This window comes from Dapis purpurea BLCC-M126, from assembly GCF_050015975.1.
Taxonomy (GTDB): domain Bacteria; phylum Cyanobacteriota; class Cyanobacteriia; order Cyanobacteriales; family Microcoleaceae; genus Trichodesmium.
Window position 1 is genome coordinate 1 of record NZ_JBNHER010000145.1, and the last position, 15,832, is coordinate 15,832.

At 35.8% G+C, this 15,832-nt stretch carries 11 protein-coding genes; 5 read left to right on the forward strand and 6 right to left on the reverse strand.

Features of this window, described 5'->3' with window-relative positions; translation table 11 throughout:
- Positions 1-350 precede the first annotated feature (350 nt).
- Positions 351-1,772 carry an AMIN domain-containing protein gene (locus ACP6PL_RS12755; protein ID WP_426545639.1) on the reverse strand — a complete coding sequence of 474 codons (1,422 nt, stop codon included), beginning with the start codon at positions 1,770-1,772 and terminating at the stop codon, positions 351-353.
- A gap of 152 nt (positions 1,773-1,924) precedes the next feature.
- On the opposite strand from ACP6PL_RS12755, the gene ACP6PL_RS12760 reads away from it, so the two are divergent.
- Together ACP6PL_RS12760 and ACP6PL_RS12765 are read left to right on the forward strand one after the other, a co-directional pair.
- Positions 1,925-2,512 (forward strand): Uma2 family endonuclease, encoded by a 588-nt coding sequence (locus ACP6PL_RS12760; RefSeq protein ID WP_426545640.1) that lies wholly within the window; start codon positions 1,925-1,927, stop codon positions 2,510-2,512.
- 190 nt (positions 2,513-2,702) lie between these two features.
- Entirely contained in the window at positions 2,703-4,193 is a 1,491-nt protein-coding gene (locus tag ACP6PL_RS12765; protein ID WP_426545641.1) for a TldD/PmbA family protein, read from the forward strand.
- Between the two features lie 262 nt (positions 4,194-4,455).
- Here ACP6PL_RS12765 and ACP6PL_RS12770 read toward each other — a convergent pair whose 3' ends face one another.
- The 5 genes from ACP6PL_RS12770 to ACP6PL_RS12790 form a co-directional block, all read right to left on the reverse strand.
- Positions 4,456-4,947 (reverse strand): tellurite resistance TerB family protein, encoded by a 492-nt coding sequence (locus ACP6PL_RS12770; RefSeq protein ID WP_426545642.1) that lies wholly within the window; start codon positions 4,945-4,947, stop codon positions 4,456-4,458.
- A 454-nt stretch (positions 4,948-5,401) separates the two neighbouring features.
- Entirely contained in the window at positions 5,402-6,421 is a 1,020-nt protein-coding gene (locus tag ACP6PL_RS12775; protein ID WP_426545643.1) for an ABC transporter ATP-binding protein, read from the reverse strand.
- Positions 6,422-6,570: 149 nt separating this feature from the next.
- On the reverse strand, positions 6,571-6,774 hold the full coding sequence (locus ACP6PL_RS12780) for a hypothetical protein (protein WP_426545644.1): 204 nt from the start codon (positions 6,772-6,774) through the stop codon (positions 6,571-6,573).
- 830 nt (positions 6,775-7,604) lie between these two features.
- Positions 7,605-7,808 carry a hypothetical protein gene (locus tag ACP6PL_RS12785; protein ID WP_426545645.1) on the reverse strand — a complete coding sequence of 68 codons (204 nt, stop codon included), beginning with the start codon at positions 7,806-7,808 and terminating at the stop codon, positions 7,605-7,607.
- Between the two features lie 663 nt (positions 7,809-8,471).
- Positions 8,472-9,404 carry a histone deacetylase family protein gene (locus tag ACP6PL_RS12790; protein WP_426545646.1) on the reverse strand — a complete coding sequence of 311 codons (933 nt, stop codon included), beginning with the start codon at positions 9,402-9,404 and terminating at the stop codon, positions 8,472-8,474.
- 257 nt (positions 9,405-9,661) lie between these two features.
- Between ACP6PL_RS12790 and gyrA the strand changes: the two genes are divergently transcribed.
- From gyrA to ACP6PL_RS12805, 3 genes are all read left to right on the forward strand, one after another.
- Positions 9,662-12,298, forward strand: coding sequence for a DNA topoisomerase (ATP-hydrolyzing) subunit A (gene gyrA, locus ACP6PL_RS12795; protein WP_426545647.1), 2,637 nt, complete (start codon positions 9,662-9,664; stop codon positions 12,296-12,298).
- Positions 12,299-13,486: 1,188 nt separating this feature from the next.
- Positions 13,487-15,103, forward strand: a complete 1,617-nt coding sequence (lnt, locus tag ACP6PL_RS12800) for an apolipoprotein N-acyltransferase (protein ID WP_426545648.1) — start codon at positions 13,487-13,489, stop codon at positions 15,101-15,103.
- A gap of 368 nt (positions 15,104-15,471) precedes the next feature.
- Positions 15,472-15,687 (forward strand): hypothetical protein, encoded by a 216-nt coding sequence (locus ACP6PL_RS12805; protein WP_426545649.1) that lies wholly within the window; start codon positions 15,472-15,474, stop codon positions 15,685-15,687.
- Positions 15,688-15,832: the final 145 nt, after the last annotated feature.

The window sequence follows — 15,832 nt, forward strand, 5'->3', positions numbered from 1 at the left end:
CTCTACTGTAATGATTCTGGTTTTATTATAAGTGATCATCCGAACATGATATTACCTCTCCTTGAAAAGAAGAGGATTGACGAACAAGAAAATTTTGATTTATTATCCCCTTAAAAGGGGAGGCTTTAAACCACAATATTTCGGTAAGAATTATCCCTTGATTTTTCTGCCCAACTATACGGCTCAAATACTAACTTTTTGAGCATGAAAAGCTGAAACAGGCGCACTTTTTTGACCCAAAAAAGGCACTTGTCTTTATATGTCAATGCTTTTAGATTTAATCAGCCAGCCCTAATTATCTGAAAATGAAGTAACATCATGTTATACAGATAAATCTTTTTTTTTAATCCCTAAAAACTGCTAATATCATAAAATCTGGAGCGCGGTAAATCTTCAACCACACGCACTTCTACAATATGCTCTTCATCTATGGTAACGGAACGAGGAGAAGCAAGAAGAACAGTACCAGCTCCAACTGCTGCTCCTGCCAAGAAACCAAAACCCGAACCAGTTAGAAGTAATAATGCTAATCCCCCACCAGCACTACTGGCTGCCAAAACCTTTTCATTAAAATCAGGGTGTCCTCGGAACAATTCAGATTGAGCAGCAAAAGGGATAAAACGACCATTCAAATATATAGCTCTGGCAATAAATTGACTACCATGACTATTAGTATCAAAACCACCAATTACAGGTGTTTTAGCTGGCACTATAATTCTACCAGATTCATCAGCGATCGCTTCTTCAAGAAGTAAAACTTCTTGTATCTCAATATCCCGTGGTAGTCTAATTTCTCCTGTGGGGTAAATTAAACCTATTATCTCTCCTTCTTCAATTAAGATAGAAGTATCATCTTCAGATTGGTTTTTCCCCGAAGTCCCAGGTAAAGGTTCTCCAAAAGAAATGACATCTACTGATTCTGTAGTGCTATGGTTTGATTCTTCTACAACTTCAGCTTCTGGGGGAGGTGGAACAAAAGTATCTTCAGTCTCTTTCGTTTGGAGTTGTGGCACTTCGTCAATTTCAGAGGGTTCAGTAGGAGGTTGTTGATTACCCAAAGCATCTATTAATGGAGAACTTACACTATCTGGTTTGTCAGTAGGAATAACCAGGAATGGAATGGAAGGATCTGCCGAAGGTGGGGGGTTTGGTAGAGGAGATTCTGCTTTTGGATCGGTTTCTAGAAAACCTACTCTATCTTGCTTTGGTGGAGTAGAAACTTGATTATCTTCTACTGTGGTAGATTCAGAACTTTCTATTTCTGTAGATGTTGTTGCTGGTGCAACAGAATTTTCATCTAAAATGATTTGCTCTTCTGCTGTTTCTGAGATTTCCCCCTCATCCACAAGTAGACGCAACTGCCAACTATTTTCTTGCGGTTCTACCTGTTCTAATTTGATTTGTTTAGTAGATATAGCTACCTCTGGAGCAAAATCTATAATAACTTTTGCTTGTGTTGGTTCCTCTTGAGAAAGACTAACTCGACGCACCAACCCTGCTGGATATAACTCAGTCACATTTACACTAACCTCGGTATCTGGAATGTAGACAACTAGACGAGCAGGTTTGCGTTCAACAGAATAACTAGGAATTGTACCTCCTGGGAGAGTAAACTGAAGTTGATTATTATCTGGGTCAAAAAACCAGTTTGTTAAGAAAGCTGCTAAAACTGGTCGAGGCAAACTTAAATTAATCACCAGTGTTCCCACTAAGCCAATCAATTTGAATCGAGATTTTAATTTTGAGAGATTTTTTTGATATTGACTTGCCATAAGCTAACTCCTCACAATCCCACAACCATTTAATTATTAAGCTAGAATTTATAATCTATAAAGTTTGTCAAACTGGACTAAATATAGAACATTATCTAAAATAGATTAGACAAGCTTCAGATTAACATAAGAATGGTAAAGGAGGCAAAGTTATGGAAACATCGACAATTTATTTACCAGCCAGATTAGAATTAAAAATTAATCTCACCCAGTCACAATTTTGGCAACTTTGTCAAGAAAATGACGATTTAAGATTTGAAAGAACTGCCACAGGAGAATTAATTATTATGCCACCTACAGGGGGAAACACAAGCGAACGTAATGCAGATTTGATTTATCAACTAAAAGCTTGGAGTCGTCAGAAAAATTTGGGTAAAGTATTTGATTCTAATGGTTGTTTTCAATTACCAAATGGGTCTGACCGCTCTCCTGATGCTTCTTGGGTCAAACTTGAACGTTGGGATAGTTTAACCGTTGAAGAACAAGATAAGTTTGCACCTTTATGCCCTGATTTTGTGGTGGAATTAATGTCTCCTAGTGATTCTTTGCCAAAAACACGAGAAAAAATGTTGGAGTATATAGAAAATGGTGCATTGTTAGGATGGTTAATTAATCGAAAAAAACGAGAAGTAGAAATTTATCGCCCTCAGCAAGAAGTAGAAATATTGCTAAATCCTGAGACAGTTTCTGGAGAAAATATTTTGCCTGGATTTGTATTAGATTTAGAGACTATTTGGTAATATAATTCTTAGCTATCAGTAGTCAGTTTTTAGCTATTTGATAAATGCAGAAACCTGATTTATCAAGGAAATTTGGTAGTTTAAAAAATAATAGCAATCAACCGGGTTTATTGTTTGGGATGCGTAATTTATGTAGATTATGCAAAATTTGATATAGAATAAATAAAGGCAAATTAATACTAACAAAAAAATGGTACAAGCACCAGTAAAAATTCAAACTACGGAACTAGCAACATTAGCAATAGACCTAATTCGTCAGGCGGGATGTGAATATGGAGATATTCGGTTATGTACTTACCATTCTCAAAAATTGATGGCTCGCGATCGCTCTCTCAAGCAATTACAAGATAAAGTTAGCTCTGGGTTTGGAGTACGAGTTTTGCTCAACGGTGCTTGGGGTTTTGCTGCGAGTCATCGCCAAACACCAGAGGAAATAGTTAGAGTTGTTGCCTTAGCAGTAGATATTGCTAAAGGTAGTCGTCTATGTCAACAAACACCTGTGCAGTTGGTATCTGTAGAAAGCTACCGCGATACCTACATTACTCCTATCGAAATAGATCCATTTACTGTTCCTATTCAGGAAAAGGCGGAACTACTTTTAAGTCTGAATGAGAAATTATTAAGTTATGAAGAACAGGGGATTAAAAAAGCTTTTTCTTTTCTCAGCTTTACTAAAGAAGAAAAAGTATTTGCTTCCACAAATGATTCCCTAATTGAGCAAACAATTTACCGGAGCTATCCTGGGTTTACTTGCACAGCCATTGCTAATAATGATGCTCAAAGTCGTAGTTACGATAGACCTCCTTTAAATATAGGGTACGAGCATATTAACCCCACTGATTTATTGAGTCAAGTAGACAGAGTTGCTTCTGAAGCAATAGAAAAAGTTCATGCTCCCAAGGGACCTGCTGATATTCGTTCTACTTTAATTTTAAAGCCAACAAATCTATTTTTAACAATTCACGAATCAGTTGGACATCCCACCGAGTTAGACAGAGTTTATGGTTATGAAGCTAATTTTGCTGGTACTAGCTTTGCTACTACCGATAAATTAGGTAAACTCCAATATGCTGCCCCTTGGGTTAACTTCAAATGTGATCGCACTCAAGCTGGTGGTCGTGGTACGGTAGGATACGATGACGAAGGTGTTAGATCGCAAGATTGGTATGTTGTCAAGGATGGAATTTTAGTAGATTATCTGACAGACAGAGAAACAGCTTACCGACTTGGACGTGGTAGCAGTAATGGTTGTGCCTATGCTGACAGTTGGTCGAGTATACCTATGGTACGCATTCCCAATTTGGGATTAGAAGCAGGTGCAGATGGTGGCAGTAACACTGCTACTTTAGCAGAAATGATTGCCGATACTGAAGATGGAATTTTAATTGATGGTATTGGTAGTTTTTCTATCGATCAACAACGGCGAAATTTTCAATTTGGTGGGGATGCGTTTTGGCAGGTGAAAAAAGGTAAAGTTGTGGGAATGTTGAAAGATGTAACTTATCATTCTATGACGACTGATTTTTGGAATAGTGTTGATGCTGTGGGAAATGCTGCTGAATGGGAGCAGTGTGGTACTAATATGTGTGGGAAAGGAGAACCGATGCAGATAGCACAAATGACTCATGGTTGTGTACCAGTGCGAGTGCGTGATATTTTGATTGGTAGTGGAGCTGGTTAATTTCAGTTATCAGTTTGTAGTAGGGCTTCAGCCCGATAAATCTATCTGGGGCTAAAGCCCTACTACTACAAGCTTCATTATAGGAGTCTTGGAAAAATGCCCCTTACTTTTAGCTCGCAAAAATATAGTGATTTATTGGTAAAATAAAAGTTAATTTAGTAGGTTGGGTTAAGCGACAGCGCAACCCAATATATACCTAAATTATTGTTGGCTTTCCTTAACCTCAACCCAACCTACAAAGCTGATTAATAATTCCTCCTAATTATAAGGTTTCAGTATGAATCAACGCCTTAAGCATACTCTCAACATTTTCTTCCATGTCTACTAATGTATTTAGAGCCATGGTAATATCATCTTCAACTCCCAACAATTTAGCCGCTTTTTTTACAGCTTCTTGCTCTTCTTTTGAGTAATCCTTATCTGCCCGAGACATTTTAATGGCATGATACAGTAATGTTCTTGGTGCCGAAAAACCAGGAACATCTCCTTTGACCTTGGGCAACAGGTCTTCCAAGTTGGCATTCTTGTAGTTAAATGTTTTGTATTTTTCTATTACTTCTTCAGGAGCGCCAATCATCCGTTGATGATTTATTAACCAGTTCATCTCTGACTCTGGCACATCTCCATCAGCTCCAGCAATAACGAGCAGTACGTACCCAAAGTTAAGATATGCTTCCAAGGGAGCTGAGGAAATACCCTGAGTCCTTTTCAGGTATTCTGAACCTGCTATCATTTGCTCTTGATTTGTCGTCATAATTTGTTTCCTTTTCCTATCTGTTCAAGTCGAGTTTACTGTAGCAACAATTTTTTGGCCTCATCGTGAGGACAAAACTTGCAAAAGTTGGGAATAAAAGAATTTTAGAGAAATGGGAATAAACATAAATGAAACCCTATAAGCCAAGTTAACTTATTTTGGCAAATATTGAAACCTTATTTAAAATGGCATGAAGCTAGTGCCGCTACGCAGAAGTCATGCATCGAGTGCGTAATTCTAAGGTCTCCATTTCCTGCGGAAACCCTTCGCGAACAGAATGTAAGACGCACTCAAGACAGTCAAAAGTCAAAAATAATCCTTGAATGAATTTGATCATTTATAACTGTCCTAACCATAATGCGTAGTGCTATATAAAATGGCACAGAAACCAGGTTTGTCTAAGTAGATGTCAGTCTTGTGGAATACCTAACACAAACCCGGTTTATACTAAAGTTTACCGCATACTCTGTTTTTTCTCTGCTTTCAAGTCTCGACTCCCGGCAGCAGCTAATTCTGCATCCATTAGAGTTTTTCCTGTTGCTGCTAGATAAACATCATCTAAACTTGGTCGCGCTTGAGCAATACCAAAAATGGGCAAGCCTGCTGCTTGCAATGATTGTTGAATTGTGATTAAAGCATCACTTTGGGGTGTGACAACTAAGTTTAAAGAATTGCCCTGAGCAGCATTGATAATCACTTCTTGAACTATTGGTAAAGGTTCAAGTAATGTTTTTGCTGTTTCTGCTTCTTCAGTAGGGGAAAATTCTCTAATGCGGAGAGTTATGCGATCGCCTCCTACCCGGTCTTTAAGTTCAGAAGGAGTTCCAGTTGCGATCACAACACCTCGATCAATAATAGCTACCCGGTCTGCTAAAGCGTCAACTTCTTCGAGATAATGACTGGTAATCAAAACTGTTGTCCCTGAGTCTCGCAACTGACGTAAAAAATCCCACACTGCTACCCGACTATCAATATCTAAACCAACTGTGGGTTCATCCAAAACCAAAACGTCTGGTTGATGTAGCAAACCTGCTGCTAGGTCAAGACGTTTCCGAATACCACCAGAGTAAGTACCTGTTTTTTTATCCGCCCAATCTTCTATACCTAGGAGGCGAATCACTTTGTCAATTCTTTCTTTGGCCAATTTGCCAGGGATATGATATATTGCTGCTTGTAGTTGCAGTAGTTCTCGACCTGTTAATACTTTGTCTAGGGCCACTTCCTGGGCAACATAGCCAAGGCGTTGTCTAGCTATTCTCGGTTGGTCAACCACTGAAACACCAGATACTTCTAAACGCCCAGCATCTGGTGTAATTAGGGTACATAGAGCGCGTAGCGTAGTTGTTTTGCCAGCGCCATTGGGGCCAAGTAAACCAAATATTTCCCCAGGTTCTATCTTGAAGGAAATGTCCTTAACTGCTACAGATGAACCATAACTTTTTTGAAGGTTTTCTATTAAAACTGCTGGTGCCATAGTTATTGGTATATTCAGAGTTTTCCCTAAATATTGTAATTGTTTATTCTTTATTTGGCCAAGACATAAGGTTTTAAGTCTCCAGTTTCAGGCACACAGAGGTGCTGATAACTGAAAAGGCACTCAGCAGACACAAAGATAGATAAATTTTATTCAACAAATTTTACCCATCCACGGCGAACATGGTAAACCAATCTATTAATTATGGCATATTCGTCATCATCTAGATAACCGGTGAATAGTACACGCCGAATCTGTTCGCGTTCATCGCTGGTAATCATACTAGAGGACATCACTTCACTGAATACTTCATCAAGTACATTTTTTGCTGGTGATATATTGAGTAATCTCATGTAAATTATTAACTAATGACTAACTAAAACTGATACTTTTATTATTAGGATTTTTGTAATTAGATAGGGTGATTTGAGTAATGATTAGTTAATGATTATTCTCAACTTAATTTATAGTTAATATCATAGGTTCGATGTGAGTATGTTTCTGTTTGTTAGTGATGTTTGTCACTCATATTAAATCTGGTTGTGAAAAATCACATAAAATTAGCGGAAAACATAGGCAGCAGCCAATAGATGAACCATAACTATTTTGAATATTCTCTATTAAAACTACTGATACCATAGTTATTGATATATTTAGAATTTTTCTGAATATTGTAATTATATCAAATCCGGTAGTATCGGTGTAATTAGATAGTTAATCTAGGAGTCAGGAGTCAGGAGTCAGGAGGAAAGAGAATTTAGAAACATTTGCTCTTGAATGAAGATGAAAATTTTTTTTATACCGAATTAAGCGGATTTGATATTAGATATTTCTGATAATTCACCTGAAACCCCTTTGACAAGCTTGTTGAATTTTAATTTCCAAAAAAGATATAGACTTTTTGCATTAGTAGGCAACAGATAATAGCTCATCTGGCAACAGGGAATAAATTTTCATACTAAAGGTACGACAAATGATTTTGTCAGTAGCTTTTACTTCTATTGCTTAGAATAAATAAAGGGTAGGTTTATTTTCTGGATATATCTATTGTTTATAGCAGTTTTCATTAATATAGAATGCAGAGATTTTTGGCTTAAAGGTAGAACGCAGAAGTTTTGTAGCTTACCTTTGTGAAAACCTCTTATCTATTTGGTACTAAGTATAGTACAGAAGTAGGTCAATTTCATTTAACAAATTTTACCGATCCACGACTAATATGATCGACTAACGTTTCCATCATGGCATATTCACCATCATCTAGATAACCAGTCAATAATACACGCCGAATCTGTTCGCATTCATCGCTAGTAATAACACTTGAGGACATCACTTTACTAAATATTTCCTCAAGTACACTTTTTGCTGGTGATATATTGAGTGATTTCATGTAAATTATTAACTAATGAGTAACTAAAACTTCAATTGTTATTATTAGGGTTTTTGTAATTAGATGCTGTGATTTGAGTAATGATTAGTTAATGATTGTTCTCAACTTAATTTATAGTTAATATCATACCTTCGATGTGAGTATGTTTCTGTTTGTTGGTGATGTTTGTCACTGGTATTAAATTTAGTTGTGAAACACCATATAAAATTAGCTGAGGTCAAAGGCAGCAGGCAAGATACAAAAGTATTTTATAGCACTTTTGATGCTAGCAGGAAATACAACAACCTGGACTATTATAATTTTAAAGCAAATTTTACTTGGTAAATATTTGATTTAGCTTATGTTGCATGAGGTTAATATCTCAACAATTTGAGAATGACCGTAAGCTTTAGTAATATCTAATGTTGTCATTCCATACTTGGTTATCAAAAGGTAATTTTTCAAATTCCTTTCTAACTTTGATGCCTTATCTCCAGAATAAATATACCGTCTAAACTGGATTTAGTATTAGTCATTAGGAGGCTTGAATAAAAGGAAATTAACAATAATTAATTATTCACTAAATCTTATCTATTATTAAGATTTTGGTAATTAAATAGATTGATTTGAGTCATAATTAGTTGGTGATTTTTCTTGATTTAAAATGTGAACATTTTAAATTATTTACATGAATTGAAAACAACTTTCAATTGTTGCTAATACTGACTGAGATAAACTAGGTAAGTCATAACCCCCTTCTAAACCAAATAATATTTTGTGGGTTATTTGTAAACAATATTCTGTAAATAATCCATAGTCTTCTGGTTGTAGAGAAATACCTGCTAATGGATCGTCATGGTTAGCATCATAACCAGCACTAACAATCAATAAATCTGGTTGAAAGTTAGCTAAAAAGGGTATGACTTTTTGCTCGAAAATAGGTTGATAAATAGCCATTGTACTACCTGGTGACATAGGTAAATTTAGTACATTATTGTAGGAACCATGTTCATCAGCATATCCTGTTCCTGGATAGCAGGGAGATTGATGTAGAGAACAGTAAGCTATATTCTCATTAGTTTCTACAATTTCCTGGGTGCCATTGCCATGATGTACATCCCAGTCGAGAATGGCAACTTTGTTAATATCTGGTTTTTCAAGGGCGTAATGAGCAGCGATCGCTGCATTGGAAAACAAGCAAAATCCCATACCCCGTTTAGTTTCAGCATGATGTCCGGGTGGTCTAGCCAAGACAAAAGCAGGTTTTCCATTTCCCAGGACTAGATCGACCCCATCTAACCAAGCACTTACCGCTAACAATGCCACATTATAACTTTTAGCAGAAACTGGTGTATCCCCATCTAGATAACCGCCACCTTGATTAGCGATTTCTGCTACTGCTTCAATATGACTGCGAGAATGAACTTTTTCGAGCAGTATCATCAATGATGGATCGCGCTTTTCTACGGGAGTAGGTGACAGCCATTTCAGTTGGCCATTTTGAGTAGGAAACGTTTTGAGAGTTTCCACAATAGCAGTTAAACGTTCTGGTCGCTCTGGGTGTAACATACCAGTTTTATGTTCGAGAAATTCATCAGAATAAATAACAGAAACCATATTACAAATATAAATATTAGAGGTTGTCCAACTGACTCAAACTTTTAAGTGAAATTATACCAATCTTTTAACTTTTCATCCAACTATAAATATCTCTCTATTTTCCATTTATTTTAGCAAATATTCAGACACAATGTGCTATAATTTTAGATAGAAACAGCATATTTTTTTTATCATGCCGAAGTTAATCGGATTTCCTCCGATTTTTTGGGATTTGTTGTTAGTTAATTCTAAATTTTAATGGAGTTTTTCATTTTATGACTACTTCTGAGTCACGAATTGTACCAACCGATCTGCGGAACGAAATGTCCCAATCATACCTAGAATACGCCATGAGCGTTATTGTAGGTCGGGCATTGCCAGATGCTAGAGATGGTCTCAAGCCCGTGCATCGTCGCATACTTTATGCTATGCACGAATTAGGTTTAACTCCAGACCGCCCTTTCCGGAAATGCGCTCGTGTAGTGGGAGAGGTACTGGGTAAATACCACCCCCACGGCGATACGGCAGTATACGATGCTTTGGTGCGAATGGCTCAAGATTTCTCAATGCGATCGCCCCTGATCCATGGTCACGGTAACTTTGGTTCTGTAGACAACGATCCACCTGCTGCTATGCGTTACACAGAATGTCGTCTGCAACTCCTGACTAGCGATGCTATGCTGCGGGATATTGATGCCGACACAGTAGATTTTGCAGATAACTTTGATGGTTCTCAACAAGAACCGTTAGTACTCCCTTCTCGTGTTCCGCAACTATTCCTCAACGGTTCCTCTGGAATTGCAGTAGGGATGGCAACTAATATTCCTCCTCATAATTTGGGAGAATTGATTGATGGTTTGGTTGCACTAATTCATAACTCAGAAATAACTGAAAATGAATTAATGCACTATATTCCCGGTCCTGATTTTCCTACGGGCGCTCAAATTCTAGGTAAATCTGGTATTCGAGATGCTTACACCCTCGGTCGCGGTTCCATTACAATGCGTGGTGTTGCTAACATAGAAACCATTGAACACCGTGGTCGTCCTGACAAGGAAGCTATTATTGTCACCGAGTTACCATACCAAACCAACAAAGCAGGATTAATTGAAAAAATTGCCGAACTGGTTAATGACAAAAAAATTGAAGGTATTTCTGATATCCGGGATGAGAGCGATCGTACCGGAATGCGAATCGTTATCGAACTCAAACGAGATGCTTATCCGAGAGTTGTACTGAATAATCTCTACAAACAAACTCCCCTACAAGCAAATTTCGGAGCCAATATTTTAGGATTGGTAAATTCCGAACCACAGTTATTAACCCTGAAAAAATACCTGGAAGTTTTCCTAGAATTTAGGGTGGAAACTATTACCAGGAGAACAGAATATGAGCTGCGAAAAGCCGAGGAAAGAGACCATTTATTACAGGGTTTACTAATTGCTTTAGATAATCTAGATGAAATTATTCAATTAATTCGCCATGCTGCTGATACCCCTACTGCCAAACAAGAATTAATGGAAAATTATGGTTTATCTGAAGTTCAATCCGATGCAATTTTACAAATGCAGTTAAGAAGATTAACCGCATTAGAAGCACAAAAAATTCAAAAAGAACATGAAGAATTATTATTAAAAATTGCCGACTTGCAAGATATATTAGCTAAACGGGAACGGATTTTAGAAATCATCGAAACTGAAGCTCTAGAAATTAAAGAACGTCATGCCACTCCTAGACGAACTGTGATTGAATTAGCAGAAGGAGAACTAGATGATACAGACTTAATTGCGAATGAAAAAGCAATTATTTTATTAACAGAACAAGGCTATATTAAACGGATGCCAGTTAATTCTTTTGAAGCTCAAAGTCGAGCAACTCGCGGTAAATCTGGCACTAAAATGAAAGAAGATGATGTAGTCGAACATTTTCTCAGTTGTTATGACCATGATAGTATTTTATTCTTTAGTCAAAGGGGTGTTGTTTACTGTTTAAATGCTTATCAAATTCCTATTGGTTCTCGGATCGCACGGGGAGTACCAATAGTCCAAATGTTACCAATTCCTAGAGATGAAAAAGTTACTTCTATTGTACCTGTTTCCGAATTTACAGATGACGAATATTTAGTCATGCTGACTAAGGGTGGATATGTTAAAAAGACAAGTTTATCTGCATTTGCTAATATTCGTTCTAATGGATTAATTGCGATTTCTCTTGCAGAAGGAGATAGTTTAAGATGGGTAAGGAGAGCTAGAGTTGACGATAGTGTAATTATTGGTTCTAGTTCTGGGATGGCAATTCACTTTAGAACAGATGATAAACAGTTACGTCCTTTAGGTCGAAATACTAGAGGCGTAAAATCTATGAAACTTATCAAAGGTGATGAGTTAATTAGTATGGATATTTTACCTAGTTCAATAGTAGAAAAAATTGCTGATATAGATGAAGAAAATCTAGAAGTAGAAGAGGAAGAATTAGAAATAGAAACTGATGAAATAGAAGAGGTAGAAAGTGATGAAGTTCCTGCCACTAACAATATAGGACCTTGGGTATTAGTGATTACTACAAATGGTTATGGAAAGCGAGTACCAGTTTCTCAATTTACTCTACAAAACCGAGGTGGTAAAGGTCGTATTGCTACTAAGTTTAAACAGAAGAAAAAGAAGCAAGATCAAGTAGCTGCTTTGCGAGTAGTAAATGAGGCAGAAGAGTTAATGATAATTACTGTAAAGGGAATTATTATTCGTCAAGCAATTGATGCTATTTCTATTCAATCTCGTAGTGCTACAGGGGTCAGGGTACAAAGACTCGATGATGCAGATGCTATAGCAGAAGTTGCTCTAGTTCCGGCAACAGAAACTGAAGAAACAATAGAAATAGAAGAAGAAGAAATAATGGAAGTAGAAGAAGAATAAACAGAATAAAATATGGAAGAATAAATATTTGTTTGTCGTTGCGCTTTAGCGCCCAGACACATCTATTGTACTGTAAGCATTCAGCCATCAATTATTAGCTGTCAGCTATAAACTTATTCTTTTTGAAGGAAGAATTAGAGTTGAAGGATTGAGCGAAAATTAAAAGTTACTGTCATTAATTGATAATGAATAATGGATAATTACCTCTGGTTAAAACCCTAACAGAATTGAATATAAGGAAATCTGATTAATGAATAATGGAGAGTGGATCATAAAAACTCTCTCTAATTATCAATTATCCATTGAAACGGGGAGCCTTTAAACCGGATTGATTAATTATCCATTATCCATTGGTAAAAGTATATTAGCTAATCTTTCTTATTAATTACTTGGTGCAGAATTATTACTAAGGAAAAGCTAATACTTGAATGTTTACCTTGTGCTTTAGCACAACTACTAGCTTAACCAAAAAATCAGGTCTTACTCTTTAAAGGGGCTCAAAAAAGAAAATTAAGTATTTCAAGTGTCTTACCTTAGTAAGATAACTGAAATGACATTACTGTTTTTCCAGATATGATATTGATTTATCGAATGTTATTCTTCTTTATTATTTAGTGTAAGAAATATTTACAACAGAAAAATCTTAAATGACGTACAAATTTATCAATGCTTACAAGACTTACAAAACTGGCAGATAAAAGATAATAAATTATCCTACACCTATCAATTTCAATAGAGAAGAAAAAATATTAATATAACAAAGTAGACATATGTGTAGGAAATAATGTAGAACCTCGAAAAAACTTACAGCATATTTCGGGCAAATGAGGTATAAGGTGAATAGTGAAAATATTGCAGTGCGGGATCTTGCCCGCTTCTTGGTTTACCTCATAACTTCGGAAACCGCTGTATGTGATTTCTGGAGATGTCTAGTCTTAAACTAATATTGATATGAACAGTTAAGAAAAGTTTGATTATCTGCAAAATAGCGATAGAATTCAAAGCTATAAACACTTTTTACACACTCGATTATGACTTCGTTTTGAGGTTATTTGTGTTAATTATTATTTATGTTTACTAGAAAGTTAGTTTTAGAGCCTCCCTTTTAAAGGGAATAAAAAAAGAAAGTTCAGTATTTAAAGTCTCCTTATTACACAAGGTACTGTTAACTATTAACTGATAATTGAAATGACCTACTTATTAACACTTATTAGTGGCATTTTAATGGGAATTACCACAGCACCAATAGGTGCATGGTTTCTTGGATGGGTAGCTTTAGCTCCTCTATGGATATTAGTAATTCAACAGAAACAATCCTTTGATAAATTTTTATTAGGTTTAACTTGGGGAATAGGTTATCACGGTTTATCACTATTTTGGATAACCGGAATTCATCCCATGACATGGTTAGGAGTTCCTTGGTTAGCTAGTCTAGCGATCGCTCTATTTTGTTGGATTTTTATTACTCTTTGGGGAGCAATTTTAGTTGCTATTTGGGCTTATTTATTTGGAATTTTAACTCCTGTATCTTTCTCAGAGAAAATATCCTCATTTGTCAGAGTTTTATTAGGCATAACTTTATGGTGTTGTTTAGAGAAAATCTGGAGTTTAGGAAACCTTTGGTGGACGTCTCTAGCTTTTACTCAGAGCAACCACAATTTAGTAATTTTACACCTTGGTCAATTATCTGGACCAATTACAATTACAGCAGCTATTGTTACAGTAAATGCTTTATTTGGGGAAGCCTTTATTAAAGCAAAATCCCGGCAAAATTCAGGAATTATTCAACAAATTAGATTTTTTCAAAAACAAAATAATTCAGAGCAAGTAAATTTATTGGTGAAGTTTCCCTTCTCACTTCTTCCTTCTTACTTCTTCCTTCCAATAATAACTTTAATATTTTTCCACATCATAGGTTTTAGCCTATATAACACTCCTTTAAATACTGACTCAGAAACAGCTTTAAAAGTTGGAATTATTCAAGGAAATATTCCTAATGAAATTAAGCTTAATTCCACAGGTTGGCATCGTGCTTTGGAAGGTTATACCCAAGGATATAAAAAATTAGCAGAGGAAAAAGTTGATGTAGTATTAACTCCAGAAACAGCTTTACCTTTTTTGTGGACAAATCAAAATAATCGTAAATTTCTTTCCTTTTACCAAGCAATTTTAGAGAAAGGAGTAGTAGCTTGGGTAGGAGGTTATGGCAAACAAGAGCATAATCTGACAAATAGCTTATTTACTATTGACAAGACAGGAGAAATATTCAGCCGTTATGACAAAATTAAATTAGTACCTTTAGGAGAATATATTCCCTTTAATGAAGTGTTAGGAAAACTAATAGATAGACTCTCACCTTTAGATGCTCATTTAGTACCTGGAAAAACAAACCAAATATTTGATACACCCTTTGGCAAAGCTATAGTTGGAATTTGTTATGACTCAGCTTTTTCGGAAGTATTTCAAAGACAAACATTAGCAGGAGGAGAATTTATTTTAACTGCTGCTAATAACGCTCATTATAGTGCCACAATGCCAGCTCAACACCATGCTCAAGATGTAATGCGGGCAATAGAAAATGATAGATGGGCAGTACGAGCAACAAATACAGGTTATTCTGGAATTGTAGACCCCCATGGTAGAACAATTTGGCTATCAGGGATTAATACTTATGAAACTTATACAACCACAATTTATCGGCGGAAGAGCCAAACTTTATATGTAAAATTTGGTGATTGGTTAACACCAGTATTACTTGTGGGAGGAGTATTAATAAAAATAATTTTATGGTTAATTATTAAATAATATATTTCATTAATTTATAATGGATAATTACCTCTGGTTAAAACCGATAGGATTGAATATAAAATATTTTTAATTGATAATTAATAGTGGATAATAAAAACTATCTCTAATTATCAATTATCCATTGGTAAAGAGAAGCTTTAAAACGAATTGATTAATTATCAATTATTCATTGGTAAGCATTTTAGTACCGGAATACTCCGCAAACAGCTATTACCATTACTATGGACCATCATCACTTTTTCTAGTAGGTATGGGAGATATTAGTTTGGCAATAGTAATAAATTAAATTTGAGAGTTTTCCCAATTTTGTTATGTATACTCTGTTGACTAATACTGAAATAAGTATCATAACTTACTGAATAAAAATGAACAAAAAATTGTTGATATTTATATTTTTTCTGGTCAGTTTACTAATAATAACCTGTACTAAGCAAACTGCTAAATTAGATTCTCAAAAAATACCTTTACCAGCAGCAACTCCATTAATAATTTGGTGGAAAAAAAGTTTCTATCTCGAAGAAGATGAAGCCATTAAACAAATAATTGCTAACTGGGAGAAAAAAAAGCGGTTATTCAACTAAACTTCTTTTATTAAACGACGATGACAATTTAGAAAAGATTCTGGCGGCTGTAGCAGCAGGAAATCCTCCAGATATTGTTTATAATCATGGAGTAGAATTTTCTCTGAGTCCCCGTCTTGCTTGAGTAGCAAAATTAGCAGATGTT